The sequence below is a fragment of the Pseudomonas sp. Pseusp16 genome (genome assembly GCF_047324915.1).
GTDB classification, from domain to species: Bacteria; Pseudomonadota; Gammaproteobacteria; order Pseudomonadales; family Pseudomonadaceae; genus Aquipseudomonas; species Aquipseudomonas fluorescens_CD.
Genome location: NZ_CP168522.1, coordinates 3,197,090 through 3,218,668, shown reverse-complemented (window position 1 = coordinate 3,218,668; position 21,579 = coordinate 3,197,090). Strand labels below are relative to the sequence as shown.

Sequence of the window (21,579 nt, the reverse complement as noted above, 5' to 3'; positions counted from 1 at the left end):
TACTGCTCACTACATCCCGCCTTCTGACACTGCGATCCATACCTTTCGACGTCCCGTGTGTCTCTACTACGTCAGCTTGAGTCGTTCTAACGCATAGTCCTTACCTGCCAGGGTAAGTTCAAAAGTGGTGGCGCCGAACGTACCCCGTGTCACTTTTTGCTTCACAAGACGTTTAGCCTGGAGTTGCTTCAGACCGTCTTCAACTTCCAGCTTGCTGAGTGAGACAAGTTTGCAAACCGAGTCCAGGTTTGCAATTTTCCTGAAGTTTGCATGATAGGCCAAAGCTTCCATCAGCAGCGTTTGGTTATCTGTCAACTGTGGAAACTGAGGGTTGTTCGTTTTGTAAACCTTTCGCTCTATCTCATGTAGCTCGCCGTAAGTTCCGTCAGGGGTGCGGTAGTAGTAAATCGCTGCGGTCAGAATGCTGATCAACGCCGCGCTAATCATCAGCAGCGACCAATTCGGCATTGGCGTTTCTAACAGAAGCCAGTTCCACGCACGTACCAGCCAGCCTTTGGTATCTGCCAACAACGTCAACTCGAAGTAAGTGTCGAGCAGCTTTGTGGCAGATACCAAGGCGACAAGGAAGCCTCCGGTTGAGTAGGCAATAGTCTTGAAAGTGAAGGGGAAATGATTGCCTTCTGCTGTCATGCTGCTCGTCTCCAGTGTAGAGAACCGACGCTATCAGCATAGCAGTGGAAAAGTGGCGCCCTGGCATTGGTGCGGGTGGGGGAGATGCTGATCCCGTAACATTGCCGGCGTTCGATGCACTGGCTGAATATCTGAACAGGAAGGAACAGCAATGATCACCACTACCACCCATTCCATTGAAGGTCGGCAAATTACGGCCTACCTGGACATCGTCAGCGCCGAGTCGGTGCAAGGGATCAACGTCGTCCGTGACGTGTTTGCCGGGATGCGCGACTTTTTTGGCGGGCGCTCCCAGACACTGGAGCGAGCGTTGAAGGAAGCGCGCATTCAGGCCACCGATGAGATCAAGGAGCGGGCGCGGGCGCTTCAGGCGGACGCGGTGGTCGGGCTTGATTATGAAATCAGCATGCCGGCCGGCAAGGGCGGGATGGTCGTGGTGTTTGTGACCGGGACTGCAGTCAAGTTGCGGTGAAAGTACGAAGCCATTCGTCGGTCACGGGGAAATCAGAACGGCAAGTCCATTAGTGACCGGCTAGTCTGAAAAACCTTGGCGATCGATATTGTTTCGGCAAAAGGGCTTGCCGGTGTCGATCCCGCTTTTTGAAAGGGGTGATGAGATGGCTGATCCGTATATCGAGGACGATGGCGCAGAGTTTCCGATCAACAATTGCGTGCGGTGTGGCCAGACCCAGTATGTGGCCAGTTTCGGCGAGGACCAGACAGAGGTCGACAAGATCAAGACCAGGGCGTGCCGGGTACTGAAGGGCAAATTCCTGCCCAGGGTGACAGCACCGGTCAGGAAGTAAACGAACGCGAGTAAACCCCGTCAACGAACGGGGGTTTTGATGATCGAAAGGGTTGCATGACAAAATTTTCAGGCGGCTGATCTTTCACAAACTTTTCACAGCTCCCTCCGTAATCTCGACTCATCCGTTAGAAAGCAACACCTGGCCCGTCTCCCCAGCGGGCTTTTTTTTGTCCGTCATAAAACCTTTTTCAAAAATGCTGTCCAATCGTCGCCAATCGCGAAGTTGGACCGGTGTGCTGGACTTTATCCGCGCAAAAGCATTCAATCTCGCCCCCTTTTTGTGTACCCCTATTTTTGAGGTTTTTGTCATGCGTTTAACACTGCCCGCTCTGGTTCTGGGGCTTCTGGTTGCTCAAGGTGCAATGGCTGGTGACGGTACTGCCGCGCTGGGCGGTGGCTTGGGCGGCGCATTGGGTAACGTGGTCGGCCAGAAGATGGGCGGCAGCACTGGCGCAGTGATTGGTGCGGGCGTCGCTGGCGCGGCGGGCAGCGCAGTTGCCGCCAAAAAAGGTCATCGCACCAGCGCTGCTATCGGTGGCGGTGTCGGTGCGGCCGGTGGTTCGGTGATCGGTAACAGCCTCGGCGGCAAATCCGGTGCCACCATCGGCGCAGGCTTGGGTGGTGCATTGGGCGGCGGCGTAGGCAGCAACCTGGCCAATGGTCACAAGCGTCACTGATCCTGATCCAGAATTGAAAAGAGCCCGGCTTGATGCCGGGCTTTTTCATTTATGAACGTTTTACGCCGCAGCGGCTCAAATCTTCCATACTCCTGAAGAATGCGAGGTGTGCCATGAATCCGAAAACCGACGGCAATAAAACCGCAAGCCTGAATGCTCGACGATTGATGTTGCCTGCGATTGTTTTTGGATTGCTGGTCTCTCAGGTGGCGCTGGCGGGAGGTAATGGAGATGCCGCGGTAGGCGGTGGTCTTGGTGGGGTGTTGGGCAACGTTGTGGGTGGCCAGGTGGGCGGCAGTACTGGCGCAGCGATTGGTGCGGGTGTCGGCGGAGCGGCCGGTAGTGCCATTGGCGCGCCCAAACACAGTCGCACCGAGGCGGCGGTAGGCGGTGGTTTGGGCGCGGCGGGTGGTTCGGTGGTCGGCAACAGTCTTGGCGGTTCGACCGGATCGGCCATCGGCGCGGGCCTTGGCGGTGCAGCTGGCGGCGCGGTCGGCAATGATCTGGGGAGTGATAGCGGCCATTCCCATTCCGGTAACGGTTATAAACACTCGAACAAGCACCACAAGAAGCATCACTAGTTAAGCGAGGCATACCATGACTGCGGAAACCGAAGGCAAGGAAGAAAAAGGCCCGAGCGAACTGCCGCTTATCAACGATCCCGGCAATGAAGATCCGGGATCGCTGATGGATGATGCAACGGTGCCGCTTAACGATGCTGATGATGCGGGCGATGTGGGGAACATTGATTTTGAAGATGAGGAAGAGGACGAGGATTGATCGAGCCGGGTTGCCGGGTCGAACGTGTCCATCGCCAAGTCATGCCGATGGCGATGGACCGGGTGAGCAAGCTATTACGAAGCGACAGTGAGGAAGTCCGGGTCCCGATTATTTCTTTAAACAGTCGAACCAATGGGTTCAATTGCGGTTTCAGAAATCTCCCAGGACTCCCGTGAGTTCCCGCGATACAAGTATCTTTTTGGAAGTTTTGGTGAGGGCGCATCAGGCTCACCTTCATCAACCTTTGCCACTCCCCCCCGATCCGTCACCAGACATCCCGGCTTGCTCGCCTGCGGACAATTTCCGCCCAACCCCGACGGACTCACCCACCCCGTCGGGTTCCGGGCGTATCGATACGGGTTCAACCCGCCGGCCAACTTGAGTGGATCCTGCGTCAGATAACGACCGATGTCCGGATGGTAGTAGCGATGCCGGTTGTAGTGCAGGCCGCTCTCAGTATCGAAGTATTGCCCCTGAAACCGTAGCGGCTGTTCGAGGCGTTCGTCGTTGCCGTGGCTCGGTTCGCGGAGTTTGCCGTGGGCGGTGTATTTGGCGGACCAGACGATGGCGCCGGCGTAGCTGGTCAGTTCCTGCGGGGTGCCGAGATGGTCGAGTTGGTAGTAGAACGGGCAGGCGTCTGCCCGACCGTTGCCGTCGAGCAGCGCCAGTGGGCGGAAGCTGCCGGGTTCGTAGACGTAGCTGCGGTAATGTCGGGGGCCGCTTTCAGCGATGAGCTGGTCGCCTTGCCAGAAGAATTGCGTGGTCTGGCCGTCGATGGTTTTGCGGATGCGCCGGCCGAAGGCGTCGTAGCGGTAGCTGACACTTTTACCCTCCGGGGTGCTGACGCTGATCAGGCGGTGCTGGCTGTCGTAGGTGAACTCGGTGACCCGGGGCGGCATACCGCGACATTCGCGGATCAGATTGCCGAAGGCGTCGTAGTCGTAGTGGCTGTCGCCGCGGCGGCGCAGGCGGTTGCCCTGGAGTACGCGCGGGCCGGGGCGGTCGTGGATCAGCAGGTTGCCGGCCGGGTCGTGGGTGAAGTTCTCTGCGGACTGGTCGCGGGCGTGGCGCACTCCGGTCAGGCGGTCGAGCGCGTCGTATTGGTAGCGGTGTGAACCGTGTCGGCTGTCGGTAATTTGCAGGAGATTGCCTTTGGTGCTGTAGGCATACTTGCGGCGGTACAGTGGTCGTTGCTTTTGGCTGACGGCATGGGCCTGCAAACGGTCTTGCTCGTCGTAGGCATAATCGCTGAGCAGCAGACCCTGTTGGCGTTGCTGTTCGCGTCCGCCGACAAAACGATGGCTGGTCAGGCGCGTGCCGTTGAGGTCGATGGCAGTAAGTGCGCCCCCCTTGGCGTGGTGATAGTCGAGGACGCAGGCGTCCGGCAGGCTTATACGCTTGAGCCGACCGCAGGCGTCGTAGCCGTAACGCAGGGTACCCGAACCCTGATACTCGGTGATCAACCGGTCCTGGCGGTCGTATTCGAACTCCAGCGGATGGTCCTGGCCGTCATCGACGCTGATCAGTCGCCCGAAGTTGTCGTAGTGGTACTCGACCTTGACCCCATCGGGCAGAGTTTTGACCAGTAGCCGCCCAGCGCTGTCACGTTGATAGCCGGTAACCAGCTGCGAGCCGTCGTCGCCAAACTCGGTTTTCTCCAGCAACTGGCCATTGAAGTCGTAGCTGTAGGCGGTACGACGGCCATCGAATCCGGTTTCCTGTCGGATCAATCCGCCCTGGGTGTAGTCCAGCCGGTAAGTGTCACCGACCTCGTTGTCGATCTCTGTGAGCAACAATTGCGCAGGGTCGTAGCGGTACTTCAGTGCGCTGCCGTCGGGGTTGATCCGACGGCTGACCAAGTGCAGGTCGTCGGCGTATTCGTAACGGGTTACCCGTCCCAGTTCGTCGGTTTTGGCAGCGACCTGGCCATAGGTGTTATAGCGCCAGACACGGCGGGCACCGGTGGGCAGCGTAGTCCGGGTCAGTCGGCCCATGGCGTCCCACTCAAAACCGGTGACGGCACCGTGTTCGTCCTGCCGGGTAATCCGCCGCCCCAACGCATCGTAGGAAAAAGTGCGAAGAGCACCGTCCGGCAGGGTCTCTTCCAGCAATTGTCCCAAGGCGTTCCAGACAAACCGGTGACTGCTCTGGTCGGGAAAACGGATAGTCAGCAAGCGTCCCAGCGGGTCGTAGAAGAAGCGGGTGATCTGCCCGTCGGGATCGGTGACGGCAGTGATGTCGCCTTGGGCATTGCGTTGGTAGCTCCACGTCGCCTGACTGTGGGTGCGGGTGTGCAGGAAATGGTGACGATACTCGTAGGACATGGGCGTCTCATCCGGCGCAAGCAGTGCGATCAGCCGGCCCTGATCGTCCCAGATGTAACGCACTTCCATCTGCGCAAACGAGGCCCAGTAACGGATGCAGCGGGCTGCCTTGCCCGAGCGCTCCCACGCCCAGAAGAAACTCGCGCCGCCAGCCAGTTGCCGTTGCAGGATGACGTGCTGCTCGTCGTAGTCATAGCGCTCGCTTTCACCTGCGGCGTTGGTTGCCTCGATCAAGCGCTGGCGGGCGTCGTAGCGGTAGCTGACCAGTGTCTGTTCGGTGCGCCAGGTGTGCGCCTCGGAGCCGCTGCGCTGAAACACCTGATAGTCGACGGCCACCAGGTGCTTGAGGTCGTAACGCAGCAGCAAGGCGCGGTCGGAGCCGTTGTCCAGGCGCTGAATCCGGTCAAAGCGGTCACGCTGTACCGTGAGGCGGTTGCCATAGGCGTCGCTGATCGCGCTGAGCCGGCCGTCGTGGAAGTGATAAAAACGCGCCACGTCGCCGGCCAGGGCGAGGATCAGTTCGTCCGTTTTCTCGCCGAGGTAAATCGCCGCCCGCGAAAGGTTGTTGTGGATCAGTGGGCGCGCCGCCACCGGCCAAGGAAACGGCGTGCGGCGGTTTTCGGGGTCGATCCACAGCACCTGCCCGCCGTGGAGTTCCAGGTGCTGGGACAGCGAATGACTCCAGCCAAAACCGAGGCCGCTGTCGAGTTCGACGGCACTGGTGCGATAGAAGCGGGTGAAGTCGAACGGCAAGATCCCGTCGAGGGTGCCTTCGGTCAGGGTCAGCAGTACTTCGCCGGTAACCATCGACACAGGGCAGTTGTGAGTGGCGGTGCGCCCTGCGCTTTCGATCCCGTACGCCCGTGTCATGGGACCGCTGGTGGGGCATGCCAATACCTTTTGGGGATCGAACATCGGCAGACTTTCGCTTGGCGGAATGTGGAGTCCGAGACTCTGCGGATGACCTGCAAGGAAAGAAGTCAGCAAGGTTGGCGTTTGCTGTAGGGCGATTCGCTAAATAACGTAGAGCCATTCGGCGTGGTTCTGGATTTCATCGTTGCTCTGGGCCAGCGGCGCTCGCTATGCTGCTGAATCCTTTAATCCATTCGGGCATCAGGCCGTTCCTGAGCTGCCCGCGATGCCTCGGAAAACGGATCAGATGCGATGAATGCACCACTGAAAGCATTCGGCCCGATCAAGGCCGTGATTTTTGATATGGACGGCTTGTTGCTGGATACAGAGGGCATCTACACCGAAGTCACGGCCATTATCGCCGCGCGTTATGGCCGGACGTTCGACTGGAGCATCAAACAGAACATCATTGGTCGGGGTGCGGGCGATCTGGCGCGTTATGTGGTTGAAGCGCTGGACTTGCCGATTACGGCGCAAGAGTTTCTGGTGATCCGCGAGCCGCTGATGCGCGAGCGCTTTCCTACCGCGCAAGCAATGCCTGGCGCACAGGAGCTGGTACGGCATCTGAAGGCCAACAACATTCCCATTGCCGTCGGTACCAGTTCTTCAAGCCAGTCGTTCGGCCAGAAAACCACCTTGCACCGCGACTGGTTCGCCTTGTTCGACTTCATCGTCACCGCCGATGACCCCGAGGTGGGCGCGGCCAAACCGGCACCGGATATTTTCCTGACGGCGGCGCGGCGCCTTGGCGTCGCGCCCGAGGATTGCCTGGTGTTCGAGGATTCGCCCTTTGGTGTCACCGCAGCGAAGGCGGCGGGGATGACGGCGATTGCAATTCCGGATGCGGCAATGGCCGATGCCAGGTATGCACATGCCGACGGTATTCTTCGTACGTTGAAGGCGTTCGAGCCGGGCGCTTATGGTTTGCCGGCGCTTGAGCGGGCCTGACGACAAAAAATGTGGGAGCGGCGGTGCGGCGATCCCACACTTTGATCGCGTTTAATGCGTCAGGCGCCGAAGCCACCGTCGATGGTCAGGCTGGCCCCTGTGATATAGCCGGCTTCAGGGCCGACGAGGTAGGCGACGAAGCTGGCGATCTCCTCGGCCTTGCCGTAACGGCCCACGGCCATCATCGGGATCAGGCTTTCCGCAAAGTCACCGTCGGCCGGGTTCATGTCGGTGTCGACCGGACCTGGTTGCACGTTATTGATGGTGATGCCTTGCGGGCCGAGATCACGGGCCAGGCCTTTGGTCAGGCCGACCAGTGCCGACTTGCTCATGGCGTACGGGCCGCCACCGGAGAAGGGCATGCGGTCGGCGTTGGTGCTGCCGATGTTGATGATGCGACCGCCTTCGGTCATGTGTCTGGCGGCGGCCTGGGTGGCGATGAACACGCTGCGCACGTTGATGGCCAGGGTCTGGTCAAAGTCTTCGAGTTTAAACTCGGCCAGCGGCGCGACGGCCAGTACCCCCGCATTGTTGACCAGGATATCCAGGCGACCGAAGGCTTCTACCGTGGCTGAGACGGCACCGCGGATCGCCTCGGCGTCGGCGCTGTCAGCCTTGATGGCCAGGGCCTTGCCGCCCTTGGCGGTAATGCTGTCCTGCAGTGCTTCGGCTTTTGCCGTCGAGCTGACATAAGTGAAGGCAATGGTTGCGCCTTCAGCAGCCAGGCGCTTGACGATGGCTGCGCCGATGCCACGGGAACCACCTTGAATCAATGCCACTTTGCCGCTGAGGTTCTGAGTAGTCATGTCGATCTCCAAGTCCCGAGGCGAGATGTCCCGGTTGATGGAGCCTAGTATCGATTCAGGATTACATGCTGTGTAGACCATAATTGCGATAGTCTGTGTAAACCAAAAGTTTATAGTGGCGACTATGGAAACCTTCAGCAGTATCGAATGCTTTGTGCGCAGCGCTGAGGTCGGCAGCTTTGCAGAAGCGGCGCGACGCTTGAGTCTGACCCCGGCGGCAGTGGGCAAGAGCGTCGCCAAGCTCGAGGCGCGCCTGGGCGTCAGATTGTTTCAGCGCAGCACGCGCAGGCTGACCCTGACGGAGGCCGGTCAGTTGTTTCTCGGCGAAGTCAGCGGCAGCCTGCACACGATCCAGAATGCCGTGGCCAATCTCGCCAGTGCCGGAGGGCAGCCGGCGGGCACTTTGAAAGTCAGCATGGGGACGGTGTTCGGTTGTTTGTACATTGTGCCGATGCTCGGCGAGTTTCTGCGGCGATTCCCGGCGATCAACCCGGACTGGCACTTCGACAACCGCCAGGTCGATCTGATCGGGCAGGGCTTCGACGCGGCAATCGGCGGCGGCTTTGAGTTACCCCAGGGCGTGGTGGCGCGCAGGCTGAGCCCGGCGCATCGGGTGTTGGTGGCTTCGCAGGCTTACCTCGAGGCTCATGCGTCGATCAGCGAGCCGGATGACCTCAAGCACCATGACGGGATTCTGATCCGCTCGCCACAAACCGGTCGTGTGCGCTCCTGGCAGTTGACCCATCGCAATCACCAGCACAGCCCGTTGACGCTCAATGCGCGGATGACCATGAGCGATTCCGAGGCTGCCTGCGCCACGGCCGCGCAGGGTCTGGGCATTGCGCTGGTGAGCATGCCGTTTGCTGCGGGCTATCTGGAGTCGGGCAGATTGCAGCGGGTGTTGCCGGACTGGTACATCGACGATGGCTACACCTCCGTCTATTACGCCGAACACAAACTGCTGCCCGGCAAGACCCGGGTGTTTGTCGATTTCATCATTGAACAGTTTGCCGAGCGGGGGTTGGGGCAGAGGTTCAGTGCGGTTTGAGCCAAGTTCTAGACCGGGTTGCCCCCTTCGCGAGCAAGCCCGCTCCCACATTTGATCTGTAGTGAATACAACATCTGTATTCAACGCAGATCCAGTGTGGGAGCGGGCTTGCTCGCGAAGGAGGCAACTCGGTCAACAGTTGCGAACTTAACGAGCAAACCGCGCCGGCCAGCCAATGATGTTTTTCGGCCGCGGTGTCGCATAAGTCCGCACCTTCGATGTCGACAACCCCAATCGCACCAGCGATTCGGCGATGGTCACCGCCGCCGTGACGCCATCCACCACCGGTACGCCGGTACGTCGGCGAATCTGCTCGTCCAGTCCGGCCATGCCGCCGCAGCCCAGGCAAATCACTTCGGCCTTGTCCTGGGTCACCGCCAGTTCGGCCTGATGCACGATGGCTTCCAGTGCGCGCTGCGGCTCGTGCTCCAGTTCCAGCACGGCCAGACCACTGGCCCGAACCGAGGCGCAGCGATCCCAGAGGCCGGAGAGCTTGAGGCGATCTTCGATCAGCGGCACGGTGCGGTCGAGGGTGGTGACCACGGAATAGGCGTGACCGAGGAACATCGCCGTGCTGGCGGCGGCATCGGTGATATCCACCACCGGCACGTTGAGCAATTCCTGCAGGCCTTCACGGCCGTGTTCGCCGTAACCGGCCTGGATTACCGCATCGAAGGGCTGGTCGTAGGACATCACCCGGTCCATGACCGCAATGGCCGCCAGGTAGCTTTCGAAATTGCCCTCGATGGAGTCGGCGCCGAAGTGCGGGGTGAGGCCGACGATTTCCGTGCCGGGCGACGCGACGGCTTGCGCCGAGCGGGCGATGGCCTGGGTGATGGATTCGGTGGTGTTGACGTTGACCACGAGAATGCGCATGGGGAGTCCTTATTGCAGGTGGTTCCGCGGCCCGACAACGTCAGGCCGCGACAGGATTAATGGCTGGCGTTTTCGACTGCGATTGATTCGCCACTGACATCGGCATAGTGCGGTTGGCGTTTGGCGATGATCAGGTAGAGCATTCCGGCGATCCCGGCACCGATCAGCCAGGAGAACGGCGACACGCTGTGGAAGCCCGGTACCAATGCCAGGACGATGGCGATCAAGGCTGCAGGAATGAACGCCGCCACCGCGCGCAAATTGACACCGCGGCTGTAGTAATACGCGCCGTCAGGGTCTTCGCTGTACAACTGCGGCACGTTGATCCGGCCTTTTCGTACCTGCCAGTAGTCGACCATGATCACGCCGTACAACGGACCGAGCAGGGCGCCGAGGCCGGACAGGAAGTACACGATTACCAGCGGGCTGTTGTAGAGGTTCCACGGCAGGATCAGCACGGCGATGGTCGCGCTGATCAGCCCGGCGCGGCGGAAGGTCAGGTATTTCGGGGCCAGGTTGCTGAGGACGAACGCTGGGGCGACGAAGTTGGCCATGATGTTCACCGCCACGGTGACGATCAGGAACGCCAGGCAGCCGAGCACCAGGAAGAAGGTGTTGGGGATCGAGGCGATGATTTCGGTCGGGCTTTCGATGATCCGGCCATTGATCTGGAACTGCGCACCGCACAGCAGGACGGTGATGGCGGCGAACACCAGGATATTCACCGGCAGGCCCCAGAAGTTGCCGACCTTGATGGTCTTGCGGCACGGCGAAGAGCGGGCGAAATCGCAGAAGTTGAGGATCAACGTACCGTAGATCGCCAGCCACAGCGCGCCACCGGCAAAGATGTTGCGCCACATCTCACCGCCCGTCAGCGGCTCTCGGATCGACCAGGCAATGGTCGCGTCGGCCTGGGTGTACATCCACGCGGCGAGGGCGGCGACGGTCAGCAGAATCACCGGGCCGGCAAACGCCTCGTAGCGCCGCACCATCTCCATGCCATAGGCAAGGATCGCCAGTTGCACGAACCAGATCGCGACAAAACACACCCAGCCCAGGGTCGACAGGCCCAGGATCGAATTGTGGTCGTAGTCGGCGAACCCGGGATGGACCGCTGTCAACAACACGCGAAAGACGACGGACGCCAGGTACGTCTGGATACCGAACCAGGCGATGGCTATCACGGCGCGGATCAACGCAGGAATCTGCGCCCCATGAATGCCGAAACTGATTCGGCTGATGACCGGAAACGGCACCCCGGTCTTTTGCCCCATGTAGCCGGACAGGTTCATGAAGAAGTAAACCAGCGCCGCACCGATCCCCAGGGACAGCAGGATCTGCCAGCCACCCAGGCCCAGGGCATACAGACCGATGGCGAAGGAGTAGTTGGCAATGTTGTGAACGTCATTGGTCCACAGGGCAAAGATGCTGTAGCGGCCCCAGCGCCGGCCTTCGGCCTTGGTCGGCGCCAGGTCTTTGTTGTGCAGTCGGGGGCTGAGCACGACAGGGCTGTGATGCGCCTGATTGTCGGCGATGTGGGTGGAATGGGAGGAGGGTAGATCCAGCGCGATGTTGTTATTGGAGAGACTAGTACGCATTCCGGCAGGCTCCTGATGCTCGACATCGCGATGACTGTGCATGAGCGTTGGCTCGACAAATCTTCGTCGCGGGTGGCGAAAATCATTGGTTACGGGGCATCTGCAGCCTGTACGGGATAGGGCGCTTCAGGCTTGCGGATCTAAAGTGTGTGTATGTTTTGAGTTGATTGTATACAAAACATGTATGCACTTAAGCCAGAACTGTGCCAGTCGGGAGTTCTATGAAACGTGCTGCTCATTTCGTTTTGTTATGGCTTATCGCCAATTTACTGAAAAATAAATAATTTAAATTGACCGATTGAACAGGTATTTATTTTAAGAAAGGGACTCAGGAGGGCGTGGTGGCGCACATCAGGCGGTGGGATGTAACTTTTGGGGGCGCAGAAACAAAAAGTGCACACATAAATGGCACCGACGGTGACATTCTTGTGTACACATTTACGGGTATTACGAAAACCCTGTAGGAGCGAGCATGCTCGCGAAAAACTCTGGATAACGCGGGCACTCAGGCAGCACGCGTTATCGTTGACGTCCATCGCGAGCAAGCTCGCTCCTACAGAGGGGTATCACATGGCTCGGGATCAGGCTTTGGACTTGCTGATGATATTCCCCGCATGCAACCCGCATTCCTTCTGCGTCGCTTCTTCCCACCACCAGCGGCCTTCGCGCTCATGCTGGTTAGGCAGTACCGGACGGGTGCAGGGTTCGCAGCCGATGCTGATGAAGCCGCGCTCGTGCAGGCTGTTGTAAGGCAGTTCCAGCATGCGGATGTAGCCCCAGATCTCTTCGCTGGTCATTTGCGCCAGCGGGTTGAACTTGTACAGGGTACGTTCCGGAGTGGAGAACGCAGTGTCGATCTCCATCACCGCGACGGCGCTGCGGGTGCCGGGGCTCTGGTCCCGGCGCTGGCCGGTGGCCCAGGCTTTCACACCGGACAGCTTGCGGCGCAGCGGTTCGATCTTGCGGATGCCGCAGCATTCGCCATGGCCGTCCTTGTAGAAGCTGAACAGGCCTTTTTCCTTCACGAAAGGTTCGAGTTTCGTGTAGTCCGGCGACACCAGCTCGATCTCGATCTTGTAGTGCTCGCGCACCTGATCGATGAAGCGGTAGGTCTCGGGGTGCAAGCGGCCGGTGTCGAGGCTGAACACCTTGACGTTCTTGTTCAGCTTCCAGGCCATGTCTACCAGCACCACGTCCTCGGCGCCGCTGAAAGATATCCACAGGTCATCGCCGAACTCGGCAAACGCGAGTTTCAGGATGTCCTGGGCGGATTTGTTGGCATAGGTCGTGGCGAGTTCCACGACGTCGAACGTTGGGCTCATCAGGGCGGCTTCCTACAGGTCGGTGGCGCTGGGCGCTCTATATGGGCCGATGGTAACAAAAAGCTGCACGGGCCGGGGCATCCTCTGCGTTGCGCAGCCAGGCCCGAGTCGCTAGAGTTCGGCAGTCTTTTTGCTCGCTCGACTCAATAATCAATACAAATGGGAGTGTCTTGTGGAAATTGCCTGTCTGGATCTTGAAGGTGTGCTGGTCCCGGAAATCTGGATCGCCTTCGCCGAAAAAACCGGGATCGAGTCCCTCAGGGCCACCACCCGGGACATTCCCGACTACGACGTGCTGATGAAGCAGCGCCTGCGGATTCTCGACGAGCACGGCCTGAAGCTCGCCGACATTCAGGAAGTGATCGCCACGCTCAAGCCGCTGGACGGCGCCATCGAGTTCGTCGACTGGCTGCGCGAGCGGTTCCAGGTGGTGATCCTGTCCGATACCTTCTACGAGTTCTCCCAACCGTTGATGCGCCAACTGGGCTTCCCGACCTTGCTCTGCCATCGTCTGATTACTGACGACAGCGGGCGAGTCACTGGCTATCAACTGCGTCAGAAAGATCCCAAGCGTCAGTCGGTCCTGGCCTTCAAGAGCCTCTACTACCGGGTGATCGCAGCGGGGGACTCCTACAACGACACCACGATGCTGGGAGAGGCCGATGCCGGGATTCTGTTCCATGCGCCGGACAACGTGATTCGCGAGTTCCCGCAGTTCCCGGCGGTGCACAGTTTTGCAGAGCTGAAGCAGGAGTTCATCAAGGCTTCGAACCGGACCCTGAGTTTGTAATCACATTCCCTGTAGGAGCGAGCTTGCTCGCGATGAACCTGCGAGCGCCGCGGGGTGTCAGGTTTCCAGCGTTATCGTTAACGACCATCGCGAGCAAGCTCGCTCCTACGGGGATGGGTGTGATCAGAGGTTTTGCAGCGTATCGAGCAGCACCTTCACCTTGGTGATCGACTCCTGGTATTCAGCCTGCCACTCCGAGTCCGCGACAATCCCGCCGCCACCCCAGCAGCACACCTGCCCGTCCTTGACCAGCAAGCTACGGATGGCGATGGAGCTGTCCATCTCGCCGCGCACGTCCAGGTAAAGCAACGAACCGCAATACAGTCCGCGCCGGGTTGGCTCCAGCTCATCGATGATCTGCATGGCGCGAATCTTTGGTGCGCCAGTGATCGAGCCACCGGGGAAACTGCCGGCGATCAGGTCCAGGGCGTCGCGGTCATCCGCCAGTTCCCCGGTGACGCTGCTCACCAGGTGATGCACGTTCGGGTAACTTTCCAGGCTGAACAGTTCCGGCACCCGTACCGAACCGGTGCGGCAGGTCCGGCCGAGGTCATTGCGCAGCAGGTCGACGATCATCAGGTTTTCCGCGCGGTCCTTGGGGCTGGCCAGCAGTTCGGCGGCGTTCGCCGCGTCTTGCTCAGGCGTCAGGCCCCGAGGTCGAGTACCCTTGATCGGGCGGGTTTCCACATGGCTCTGGCTGACTTTGACGAAGCGTTCCGGTGACAGGCTGAGTACGGCATCGCCGTCGGGCAAGCTCTGGAAACCGGAAAAAGGCGTCGGGCACGCTGCGCGCAGTGCACAGTAAGCGGCCCACGGATCACCCTGGCAGGGCGCGCGGAAACGCTGGGCGAAGTTGACCTGATAACAGTCGCCGGCCTGAATGTATTGCTGGATGCGCTCGATTGCCTGTTGATACTCGTCAGCGCTCAAGTCGGCAGTCATCGGGGTGAGCAGTTTGAATGGAGCAAGCACTTCCGCTGCAGGCTGGCTGAACAGGTCGATCAGGCGCTGACGTTCGCTGTCGGGCAGAGTCGGGTGGAACACCAGTTGGCTGGTCAGCGAAAGGTGATCGCTGATCAATGCCCAGCCGTACAGGCCGAAACGCGCGTCAGGCAGTTGCAGGTCGTCCCGCGCCTGGCTCGGCAGGCGCTCCAGATGCCGGCCGAAGTCGTAACTCAGGTAACCGATCAATCCACCGGCAAACGGCAACTCATAAGGTGTCGGCAAAGTAGCCTCGCCCAGGTGTGTCAGGTTTTCGCGCAGGCGTTGCAGGAAAGCGTCGCCACTTTCGTCGGGCGATACCGTCAGCTGTTCCAGCGGCCAGGCACTGAGCAGGTCATAGCGACCGCGGTCGGCGCCGGGGCGGCCACTGTCGAGCAGCACGGCACCGGGCGCATGGCGAATCGCCGCGAAGTATTGGGCGGGGTTGGCGCGATAGGGCAGCGGGTGTACGGAACAGGTCAGCATGGGCGGGGGAGATCAGCCATCGAGGCGGGGTGGCGATTGTAGTCCCCTCGGAGAATTGCTCCTAGAGGGGATTGATTGCTGTAGGAGCGAGCTCGCTCGCGAAAAACGCCGGATAACGCGGGCAATCAGGCAGCACGCGTTATCGTTGACGTCCATCGCGAGCAAGCTCGCTCCTACAGGAGAAGGACCTCAACCCACGACCGCAGGAATATGCCCAAACATTTCCTGCACGAACGCCACGCGCTCTGCGACCGTTTCGGTCACGCCACGAGCCTTCAGGTCTTCCAGTCGTGCTTCCACCGCATGAGTGCGCGACGTCAACCCGCAGTCATTGGCAATCTGGATATTCAGCCCCGGCCGGGCGTTGAGCTCCAGAATCAGCGGGCCTTTTTCCTGGTCCAGGACCATGTCGACACCGATGTAGCCCAGCCCGCACAACTCATGACAGCCAGCGGCAAGCTTCATGAAACCGTCCCAGTAGGGCAGTTGCACGCCATCCACGGCATTCGTGGTGTCCGGGTGTTTGTTGATGATGTTGTTCAGCCAGGTGCCGCGCAGGGTCAGGCCGGTGGCCAGGTCCACACCGACGCCGATGGCGCCCTGGTGCAGGTTGGCCTTGCCGTTGGACTGACGCGTCGGCAGACGCAGCATGGCCATCACCGGGTAGCCCATCAACACAATGATGCGGATGTCCGGCACGCCTTCGTAACTGATGCTCTTGAAGATCTGGTCCGGAATCACGCGGTATTCAATCAGCGCCCGGTCACGGTGACCGCCCAGGGAGTACAGGCCGGTGAGGATGCTGGAAATCTGGTGCTCGATTTCTTCATGGCTGATGATCCGGCCGGACACCGTGCGATAACGCCCCTCAAAGCGGTCGGCGATGACCAGGATGCCATCACCGCCAGCGCCCTGGGCCGGTTTGATCACGAAGTCACTGCGTCCGTCGACGATCTCTTCGAGATTGTCGATTTCCTTCTCGGTGGAAATCACCCCGTAGAGTTCCGGCACGTGAATGCCGGCGGCAATGGCGCGCTCCTTGGTGATGATCTTGTCATCGACGATCGGGTACAGGCTGCGCTTGTTGTACTTGAGCACGTAGTCTGCGTTGCGCCGATTGATTCCCATGATGCCCCGGGCTTCCAGGGCCTTCCAGGTTTTCCAGAAACCGAACATCAGGCGTCAGCCTTTTTCAGGAAGGCCTTGAAACGCACCAGTTCGGTCAGGCGATAACCGCGATAACGGCCCATAGCCAGCATGAAGCCCACCAGGATCAGCAGGATCGCCGGGAAGGTGAACACGAAGTACACCAGTTCCGGCACGGTCATGATCAGGTGTGCCAGGGACGCGGCGAACAGTGTGCCAATGGCCACTTTCATGGCATGGCCGCCGCCACGTTCTTCCCAGGTGATCGACAGGCGTTCGATGGTCATGGTCAGGATCACCATCGGGAACAGCGCCACCGACAAGCCGCGCTCCAGGCCGAGTTTATGGCTGAACAGGCTGATCGCCGCAATCAACACCACCACGAACGTCAGCACCACCGACAGCCTCGGCAGCATTTGCAGCTTCAGGTGTTCGAGATAGGAGCGTAGCGACAGGCCCAGCGCCGTGATGATGGTAAACAGCATGATACCGAAGCCGAGCTGGGTTTCGCGGAAGGCCAGGGCGATCAGCACCGGAGTGAAGGTGCCCAGGGTCTGGATGCCGACCAGATTGCGCAGGATCAGGATCACCAGCACGCCGATCGGGATCATGACCATGATCATGAAAGTCTGCTGGGTTTGCAGCGGCAGGCCGTACAACGAGTACTCGAGGAAGTTGGCGTCGGTGTTTTCGTCGGTCAGCTTGGCCAGGCGAATGGCGTTCATTTCGCTGTTGTTCAGGCTGAAGGTCACGTTGGCTTTCTTGCCGCCGTCGACGGTGATCAGGTTTTCGTCGCCGGTCCACCACAGCAGGCGGTCGGACGGCAGGCCCTGTTCACCGGTTTCCGGGTTGAAGTACAGCCAGTCGGTGCCATTGAAGCTGCGCAGCCACAGTTCCGGCAGTTGCGGCTGGTCGGCCACCAGGCGAATGGTGTGGACCTTCTCGATCGGCACATGGGCGATGGACAGCAGCAACTCGACGATTTTTGCCTTGTGCGCGGTGGATGGATCACCGGCCAGCAACAGTTTCACGTTGTCGTCGTTGAGGTTGTTGACCCGCTTGATGGCTTCGCCGACGAAGGTTTCGACGTCGGCCGAGTGCTGGCGAATCGGTGCGAGCAGGGCTTCGGCAGCGATTTTCTCCGGGCCTTCGATGGTCATGCTGTCGCGAAAGGTCGGACCTTTGATCTTGGCTTTCTCACCGGAATAACGCTTGGTCAGCACCAGGCGGTAATACAGCGTCTGATTGCCTTTGGCCCGGCGTGCCGACCACGTGACCTTGCGATTGCCGTCGACCCGGTTCACCGCCACGCCATAGTTATTGGAGATGAAGCTCTCGTTGAGGCTGACGAAGTCGCGGCTCAGTGGTGGCACGAACATCTGGATCTTGACCGGGTCCTTGGCACTGGCGACGAACTCGACCTTGGCGTCGATGTTCCACAAGTCGTCGGTGGCGTCTTCGGTTACCGGAATGCCCAGCACGAAGATCTGGTAGGCCGTAACTGAAATGCCCAGCACCACCAGGATGGCGATCAGCAGTTTCAGATGAAGGGTAAGAGAGCGCATTTGAATTACTCGGCGGTATAAGCGTCGGTGGTGCAGGCGGGTTTGCCGGCAGCATATTTAAGGCTGGGGTCAACCAGTGCATCGAAGCGCTTGAGCGCTTCGGAGCCAATCAGTAGCGGGTATTGGAAGGCACTGCGGTCGGTCAGGTTCACTTCGATGCTGCGCAGGGCCGAGCCCATGCAGATATCCAGTTCGATCACCGGACGGGCGGTGTATTTCTTGCCTTCCTCCGGGTCGTAGTCGCCGGCCCGGCGCTTGATCTTGCTGACACGGGCCAGCGGGCGTTCGATCGGGTGCGAATGGGCGGCGTCGATGGCCAGATAAAAGCGCACCCACGACTCGCCGTTGCGTTTGAAACGCTTGATATCCCGTGCACTCAGGGATGCGGTTTTCGCCCCTGTGTCGAGTTTGGCCGCCACTTCCAGATCAATGCCATTGAGCGATGCGTACTCATTGAGGCCATACACGGTCTTTTCCCCAGCCATTGCGTAGCCGGGCAGGCAAAGTAAATAAAGGAAGGCAGGGAAGGGCTTGAGTCTCATAAATCCTGGTGCGCAGCGGTCCGACTTGATTCAAGGCCCTGGCATCGCTGCGCAAGCTCCCTCGTATGCCTATCAGGGTTTTATGACAGACAGTGCAGATGTGACAAACAAATGCGGCGGCATTCTAGCACGGTGGTTTGCTGGCGCCAGCGCTGGCGGGTGGCTATGCACCGTCAGGTTGCTTCGTTATGGTGCAACCGGTTATCAGAAGATTGTCGACAATATCGATTTATCCTTTGACTGTGTCGCCTGTATTCGTTAGTTTTTGCGGCATTGGCTCACAAGGTGTCGACAATATGCTGGATCAACTCGATCCCCCGGTTTTAGCGCAGGACGATACGGAGACCCTGTCCGAGAACGTCTTTCGTCGCATTCAGGCGGCTATCGTCAAAGGCGAGATCGCGCCGGGCAGCAAAATCTCCGAACCGGAGCTGGCGCGCACCTACGGCATCAGCCGTGGCCCGCTGCGCGAGGCCATCCACCGTCTGGAAGGCCAGCGCCTGCTGGTTCGCGTACCGCATGTCGGCGCGCGGGTGGTGTCGCTCAATCACGCCGAGCTGCTTGAGCTTTATGAAATCCGTGAATCCCTGGAAGGCATGGCCTGTCGCCTCGCCGCCGAGCGCATGAGTGTCGAGGAAATCGACGAATTGCGTCGGGTCCTGGAAACCCATGAGCGCGATGAAGCGTTTCAGGCAGGCAGGGGCTATTACCAGCAGGAAGGCGATTTCGACTTCCATTACCGAATCATCCAGGGCAGCGGCAACCGCACGCTGACCCAAATGCTCTGCGGCGAGCTCTATCAGCTGGTGCGCATGTACCGCATCCAGTTTTCCACCACGCCCAATCGCCCGCACCAGGCGTTCGCCGAGCACCACCGCATTCTCGATGCCATCGCCGACCGTGACGGTGAGCTGGCCGAGTTGTTGATGCGCCGTCACATCGGCGCCTCCAAACGCAATATCGCCCGTCACTATCAGGACGGCGTTAACCCGACAGCCAAACGAGGTGAGTCATGAGTTTGAACAAGAGCACACCAGGCCAGCGTTTCCGCGATGCGGTCGCCAGTGAACATCCACTGCAAGTGGTCGGCGCGATCAACGCCAACCACGCGCTGCTGGCCAAGCGCGCCGGTTTCAAGGCGATCTACCTGTCGGGTGGCGGGGTGGCTGCCGGCTCACTCGGCGTGCCAGACCTGGGCATCACCGGTCTGGATGACGTGCTGACCGACGTGCGCCGTATCACCGATGTATGCGATCTGCCATTGCTGGTGGACGTGGACACCGGTTTCGGTTCCTCGGCGTTCAACGTCGCTCGCACTGTCAAATCGATGATCAAGTTCGGTGCCGCGGCGATTCACATCGAAGACCAGGTCGGCGCCAAGCGCTGCGGTCACCGTCCCAATAAAGAAATCGTGACCCAGCAGGAAATGGTCGACCGCATCAAGGCGGCCGTCGATGCGCGTACCGATGACAGCTTCGTGATCATGGCCCGTACCGACGCCCTGGCGGTGGAAGGCCTGGAGTCTGCCCTGGATCGCGCCGCCGCGTGCATCGAAGCCGGCGCCGACATGGTGTTCCCGGAAGCCATCACTGAACTTGAAATGTACAAGCTGTTCGCCAGCCGTGTGAAAGCGCCGATCCTGGCCAACATCACCGAGTTCGGTGCGACGCCGCTGTACACCACCGAACAGCTGGCCGCTGCCGATGTATCGCTGGTGCTGTACCCGCTGTCGGCGTTCCGCGCCATGAACAAGGCTGCAGAAAACGTCTACACCGCGATCCGCCGCGATGGCACGCAACAGAACGTCATCGACACCATGCAGACGCGCATGGAGCTTTACGATCGCATCGACTACCACACCTTCGAGCAGAAGCTCGATGCGTTGTTTGCCGCAAAGAAATAATGAACACCGTGTACCTGTAGGAGCGAGCTCGCTCGCGATGGTGGGCCATACACCGCGGGGTATCAGTTTTCCCGCGTCATCATTGACGTCCATCGCGAGCAAGCTCGCTCCTACAGATGAAAGATTGGTTTCCCTAAAAAATTCAAGAATTGGAGACAGCAATGGCCGAAGCAAAAGTACTCAGTGGCGCCGGGCTCCGTGGCCAGGTAGCCGGGCAAACCGCACTGTCCACCGTGGGCCAGTCGGGTGCCGGTCTGACTTATCGTGGTTATGACGTTCGTGAACTGGCGGCTGACGCGCAGTTCGAAGAAGTTGCCTACCTGCTGCTGTACGGCGAGTTGCCGAGCAAAGCGCAACTTAGCGCCTACATCGCCAAGCTGGGCAAGCTGCGTGACCTGCCGCAAGCACTGAAAGAAGTGCTGGAACGCATCCCCGCCGACGCCCACCCGATGGACGTGATGCGTACTGGCTGCTCGTTCCTGGGCAACCTGGAACCCGAGGCGAATTTCTCCGAGCAGCATGACAAGACCGACCGTCTGCTGGCCGCCTTCCCGGCGATCATGACTTACTGGTATCGCTTCAGCCACGAAGGCAAGCGCATCGACTGCGTGAGCGACGAGCCGTCCATCGGTGGCCACTTCCTGCACCTGCTGCACGGCAAGAAACCGAGCGAGCTGCACGTCAAGGTGATGAACGTTTCGCTGATCCTCTACGCGGAGCACGAGTTCAACGCGTCGACCTTCACCGCGCGCGTTTGCGCATCGACCCTGTCCGACCTGTTTTCGTGCATCACCGCAGCCATCGGCTCGCTGCGCGGCCCGCTGCACGGCGGTGCCAACGAAGCGGCGATGGAAATGATCGAACGTTTCTCGTCGCCGGAAGACGCGATCAAAGGCACCCTCGGCATGCTCGAGCGCAAGGACAAGATCATGGGCTTCGGCCACGCGATCTATAAGGACAACGATCCGCGCAACGAGGTGATCAAGGGTTGGTCGAAGAAGCTCGCTGACGAAGTGGGTGACAAGGTGTTGTTCCCGGTGTCCGAAGCCATCGACAAGACCATGTGGGAGCAGAAGAAACTGTTCCCGAACGCCGACTTCTACCATGCCTCGGCGTACCACTTCATGGGCATCCCGACCAAGTTGTTCACACCGATTTTCGTCTGCTCGCGCCTGACCGGCTGGGCCGCCCACGTGTACGAACAACGTGCCAACAACCGCATCATCCGTCCAAGCGCCGAGTACACCGGCGTTGAACAGCGCAAGTTCGTACCAATCGAACAACGCTGAATGGTGGAGGCTACAGCGCTGGTCACTGAATGAACCGAAAACCAGTGTGGGAGCGGGCTTGCTCGCGAAGACGGACTGACATCCAGCATTGATGTTGATTGATACACCGCTTTCGCGAGCAAGCCCG

At 59.8% G+C, this 21,579-nt stretch carries 21 protein-coding genes and 1 pseudogene; 11 read left to right on the top strand and 11 right to left on the bottom strand.

Features of this window, described 5'->3' with window-relative positions; genetic code table 11:
• Positions 1 to 66: 66 nt before the first annotated feature.
• Positions 67 to 651, bottom strand: a complete 585-nt coding sequence (locus tag ACEN8Q_RS14530; protein WP_413705393.1) for a hypothetical protein — start codon at positions 649 to 651, stop codon at positions 67 to 69.
• Positions 652 to 802: 151 nt separating this feature from the next.
• On the opposite strand from ACEN8Q_RS14530, the gene ACEN8Q_RS14525 reads away from it, so the two are divergent.
• From ACEN8Q_RS14525 to ACEN8Q_RS14505, 5 genes are all read left to right on the top strand, one after another.
• On the top strand, positions 803 to 1,123 hold the full coding sequence (locus ACEN8Q_RS14525) for a YbjQ family protein (RefSeq protein WP_007971919.1): 321 nt from the start codon (positions 803 to 805) through the stop codon (positions 1,121 to 1,123).
• Positions 1,124 to 1,268: 145 nt separating this feature from the next.
• Positions 1,269 to 1,457 (top strand): hypothetical protein, encoded by a 189-nt coding sequence (locus ACEN8Q_RS14520; RefSeq protein WP_108218939.1) that lies wholly within the window; start codon positions 1,269 to 1,271, stop codon positions 1,455 to 1,457.
• A 310-nt stretch (positions 1,458 to 1,767) separates the two neighbouring features.
• Entirely contained in the window at positions 1,768 to 2,136 is a 369-nt protein-coding gene (locus ACEN8Q_RS14515; protein WP_102672845.1) for a bacteriocin, read from the top strand.
• Between the two features lie 113 nt (positions 2,137 to 2,249).
• Positions 2,250 to 2,717, top strand: a complete 468-nt coding sequence (locus ACEN8Q_RS14510; RefSeq protein ID WP_413421987.1) for a glycine zipper domain-containing protein — start codon at positions 2,250 to 2,252, stop codon at positions 2,715 to 2,717.
• Between the two features lie 16 nt (positions 2,718 to 2,733).
• Positions 2,734 to 2,916, top strand: a complete 183-nt coding sequence (locus ACEN8Q_RS14505) for a hypothetical protein (RefSeq protein ID WP_413421989.1) — start codon at positions 2,734 to 2,736, stop codon at positions 2,914 to 2,916.
• Between the two features lie 116 nt (positions 2,917 to 3,032).
• On the opposite strand, the gene ACEN8Q_RS14500 is transcribed toward ACEN8Q_RS14505, so the two are convergent.
• On the bottom strand, positions 3,033 to 6,155 hold the full coding sequence (locus ACEN8Q_RS14500; RefSeq protein WP_413705392.1) for an RHS repeat-associated core domain-containing protein: 3,123 nt from the start codon (positions 6,153 to 6,155) through the stop codon (positions 3,033 to 3,035).
• A gap of 249 nt (positions 6,156 to 6,404) precedes the next feature.
• Here ACEN8Q_RS14500 and ACEN8Q_RS14495 point away from each other — a divergent pair, with 249 nt between their 5' ends.
• A complete protein-coding gene (locus tag ACEN8Q_RS14495) occupies positions 6,405 to 7,100 on the top strand; it encodes an HAD-IA family hydrolase (protein WP_413421993.1) in 696 nt (231 codons plus the stop codon).
• Positions 7,101 to 7,159: 59 nt separating this feature from the next.
• Here ACEN8Q_RS14495 and ACEN8Q_RS14490 read toward each other — a convergent pair whose 3' ends face one another.
• Positions 7,160 to 7,906, bottom strand: coding sequence for a 3-oxoacyl-ACP reductase family protein (locus ACEN8Q_RS14490; protein ID WP_413421995.1), 747 nt, complete (start codon positions 7,904 to 7,906; stop codon positions 7,160 to 7,162).
• Positions 7,907 to 8,030: 124 nt separating this feature from the next.
• Here ACEN8Q_RS14490 and ACEN8Q_RS14485 point away from each other — a divergent pair, with 124 nt between their 5' ends.
• A complete protein-coding gene (locus ACEN8Q_RS14485) occupies positions 8,031 to 8,954 on the top strand; it encodes a LysR family transcriptional regulator (protein ID WP_413421997.1) in 924 nt (307 codons plus the stop codon).
• A gap of 147 nt (positions 8,955 to 9,101) precedes the next feature.
• On the opposite strand, the gene ACEN8Q_RS14480 is transcribed toward ACEN8Q_RS14485, so the two are convergent.
• From ACEN8Q_RS14480 to ACEN8Q_RS14470, 3 genes are all read right to left on the bottom strand, one after another.
• Positions 9,102 to 9,830, bottom strand: coding sequence for an aspartate/glutamate racemase family protein (locus ACEN8Q_RS14480; RefSeq protein WP_008017624.1), 729 nt, complete (start codon positions 9,828 to 9,830; stop codon positions 9,102 to 9,104).
• A gap of 56 nt (positions 9,831 to 9,886) precedes the next feature.
• Positions 9,887 to 11,428, bottom strand: a complete 1,542-nt coding sequence (locus tag ACEN8Q_RS14475) for an NCS1 family nucleobase:cation symporter-1 (RefSeq protein WP_413421999.1) — start codon at positions 11,426 to 11,428, stop codon at positions 9,887 to 9,889.
• A 581-nt stretch (positions 11,429 to 12,009) separates the two neighbouring features.
• Positions 12,010 to 12,750: a phosphoadenylyl-sulfate reductase gene (locus ACEN8Q_RS14470; protein WP_413705391.1), complete on the bottom strand. Its 741-nt coding sequence runs from the start codon at positions 12,748 to 12,750 to the stop codon at positions 12,010 to 12,012.
• A gap of 172 nt (positions 12,751 to 12,922) precedes the next feature.
• On the opposite strand from ACEN8Q_RS14470, the gene thrH reads away from it, so the two are divergent.
• On the top strand, positions 12,923 to 13,540 hold the full coding sequence (gene thrH, locus ACEN8Q_RS14465) for a bifunctional phosphoserine phosphatase/homoserine phosphotransferase ThrH (protein WP_413705390.1): 618 nt from the start codon (positions 12,923 to 12,925) through the stop codon (positions 13,538 to 13,540).
• Between the two features lie 10 nt (positions 13,541 to 13,550).
• On the opposite strand, the pseudogene ACEN8Q_RS14460 reads toward thrH, so the two are convergent.
• The 5 genes and pseudogenes from ACEN8Q_RS14460 to ACEN8Q_RS14440 all read right to left on the bottom strand — a co-directional run.
• A pseudogene (locus ACEN8Q_RS14460) lies at positions 13,551 to 13,628 on the bottom strand (outer membrane lipoprotein carrier protein LolA); the annotation flags it as partial.
• Between the two features lie 35 nt (positions 13,629 to 13,663).
• Positions 13,664 to 15,007, bottom strand: coding sequence for an aminodeoxychorismate synthase component I (gene pabB / locus ACEN8Q_RS14455; RefSeq protein ID WP_413422003.1), 1,344 nt, complete (start codon positions 15,005 to 15,007; stop codon positions 13,664 to 13,666).
• A 189-nt stretch (positions 15,008 to 15,196) separates the two neighbouring features.
• Positions 15,197 to 16,183 (bottom strand): alpha-L-glutamate ligase-like protein, encoded by a 987-nt coding sequence (locus ACEN8Q_RS14450; protein WP_413422005.1) that lies wholly within the window; start codon positions 16,181 to 16,183, stop codon positions 15,197 to 15,199.
• Positions 16,183 to 17,718, bottom strand: coding sequence for an inactive transglutaminase family protein (locus tag ACEN8Q_RS14445; protein WP_413422007.1), 1,536 nt, complete (start codon positions 17,716 to 17,718; stop codon positions 16,183 to 16,185). Before ACEN8Q_RS14445 ends, ACEN8Q_RS14450 begins: the two co-directional genes overlap by 1 nt.
• Positions 17,719 to 17,723: 5 nt before the next feature.
• Positions 17,724 to 18,260, bottom strand: coding sequence for an ATP-dependent zinc protease (locus ACEN8Q_RS14440; protein WP_413422009.1), 537 nt, complete (start codon positions 18,258 to 18,260; stop codon positions 17,724 to 17,726).
• A gap of 296 nt (positions 18,261 to 18,556) precedes the next feature.
• On the opposite strand from ACEN8Q_RS14440, the gene ACEN8Q_RS14435 reads away from it, so the two are divergent.
• The 3 genes from ACEN8Q_RS14435 (at position 18,557) to prpC (ending at position 21,452) form a co-directional block, all read left to right on the top strand.
• Positions 18,557 to 19,276 (top strand): GntR family transcriptional regulator, encoded by a 720-nt coding sequence (locus ACEN8Q_RS14435; protein WP_008017617.1) that lies wholly within the window; start codon positions 18,557 to 18,559, stop codon positions 19,274 to 19,276.
• The gene (prpB, locus tag ACEN8Q_RS14430; protein WP_008061726.1) at positions 19,273 to 20,163 is read left to right on the top strand and encodes a methylisocitrate lyase; all 891 of its coding nucleotides are present in this window, start codon (positions 19,273 to 19,275) and stop codon (positions 20,161 to 20,163) included. Before ACEN8Q_RS14435 ends, prpB begins: the two co-directional genes overlap by 4 nt.
• 161 nt (positions 20,164 to 20,324) lie before the next feature.
• Positions 20,325 to 21,452, top strand: coding sequence for a 2-methylcitrate synthase (gene prpC, locus ACEN8Q_RS14425; protein ID WP_413705389.1), 1,128 nt, complete (start codon positions 20,325 to 20,327; stop codon positions 21,450 to 21,452).
• Positions 21,453 to 21,579 lie beyond the last annotated feature (127 nt).

What these genes read in the sequence shown, in the direction of transcription:
- pabB (WP_413422003.1), bottom strand. Translation starts at nt 15,007, where the DNA reads ATGCTGACCTGTTCCGTACACCCGCTGCCCTATCGCGCCAACCCCGCC.
- prpC (WP_413705389.1), top strand. Translation starts at nt 20,325, where the DNA reads ATGGCCGAAGCAAAAGTACTCAGTGGCGCCGGGCTCCGTGGCCAGGTA.
- ACEN8Q_RS14520 (WP_108218939.1), top strand. Translation starts at nt 1,269, where the DNA reads ATGGCTGATCCGTATATCGAGGACGATGGCGCAGAGTTTCCGATCAAC.
- ACEN8Q_RS14515 (WP_102672845.1), top strand. Translation starts at nt 1,768, where the DNA reads ATGCGTTTAACACTGCCCGCTCTGGTTCTGGGGCTTCTGGTTGCTCAA.
- ACEN8Q_RS14510 (WP_413421987.1), top strand. Translation starts at nt 2,250, where the DNA reads ATGAATCCGAAAACCGACGGCAATAAAACCGCAAGCCTGAATGCTCGA.
- ACEN8Q_RS14490 (WP_413421995.1), bottom strand. Translation starts at nt 7,906, where the DNA reads ATGACTACTCAGAACCTCAGCGGCAAAGTGGCATTGATTCAAGGTGGT.
- ACEN8Q_RS14470 (WP_413705391.1), bottom strand. Translation starts at nt 12,750, where the DNA reads ATGAGCCCAACGTTCGACGTCGTGGAACTCGCCACGACCTATGCCAAC.
- ACEN8Q_RS14435 (WP_008017617.1), top strand. Translation starts at nt 18,557, where the DNA reads ATGCTGGATCAACTCGATCCCCCGGTTTTAGCGCAGGACGATACGGAG.
- ACEN8Q_RS14480 (WP_008017624.1), bottom strand. Translation starts at nt 9,830, where the DNA reads ATGCGCATTCTCGTGGTCAACGTCAACACCACCGAATCCATCACCCAG.
- ACEN8Q_RS14445 (WP_413422007.1), bottom strand. Translation starts at nt 17,718, where the DNA reads ATGCGCTCTCTTACCCTTCATCTGAAACTGCTGATCGCCATCCTGGTG.
- ACEN8Q_RS14475 (WP_413421999.1), bottom strand. Translation starts at nt 11,428, where the DNA reads ATGCGTACTAGTCTCTCCAATAACAACATCGCGCTGGATCTACCCTCC.
- ACEN8Q_RS14485 (WP_413421997.1), top strand. Translation starts at nt 8,031, where the DNA reads ATGGAAACCTTCAGCAGTATCGAATGCTTTGTGCGCAGCGCTGAGGTC.
- ACEN8Q_RS14530 (WP_413705393.1), bottom strand. Translation starts at nt 651, where the DNA reads ATGACAGCAGAAGGCAATCATTTCCCCTTCACTTTCAAGACTATTGCC.
- ACEN8Q_RS14440 (WP_413422009.1), bottom strand. Translation starts at nt 18,260, where the DNA reads ATGAGACTCAAGCCCTTCCCTGCCTTCCTTTATTTACTTTGCCTGCCC.
- ACEN8Q_RS14495 (WP_413421993.1), top strand. Translation starts at nt 6,405, where the DNA reads ATGAATGCACCACTGAAAGCATTCGGCCCGATCAAGGCCGTGATTTTT.
- ACEN8Q_RS14450 (WP_413422005.1), bottom strand. Translation starts at nt 16,183, where the DNA reads ATGTTCGGTTTCTGGAAAACCTGGAAGGCCCTGGAAGCCCGGGGCATC.
- prpB (WP_008061726.1), top strand. Translation starts at nt 19,273, where the DNA reads ATGAGTTTGAACAAGAGCACACCAGGCCAGCGTTTCCGCGATGCGGTC.
- ACEN8Q_RS14525 (WP_007971919.1), top strand. Translation starts at nt 803, where the DNA reads ATGATCACCACTACCACCCATTCCATTGAAGGTCGGCAAATTACGGCC.
- ACEN8Q_RS14500 (WP_413705392.1), bottom strand. Translation starts at nt 6,155, where the DNA reads ATGTTCGATCCCCAAAAGGTATTGGCATGCCCCACCAGCGGTCCCATG.
- ACEN8Q_RS14505 (WP_413421989.1), top strand. Translation starts at nt 2,734, where the DNA reads ATGACTGCGGAAACCGAAGGCAAGGAAGAAAAAGGCCCGAGCGAACTG.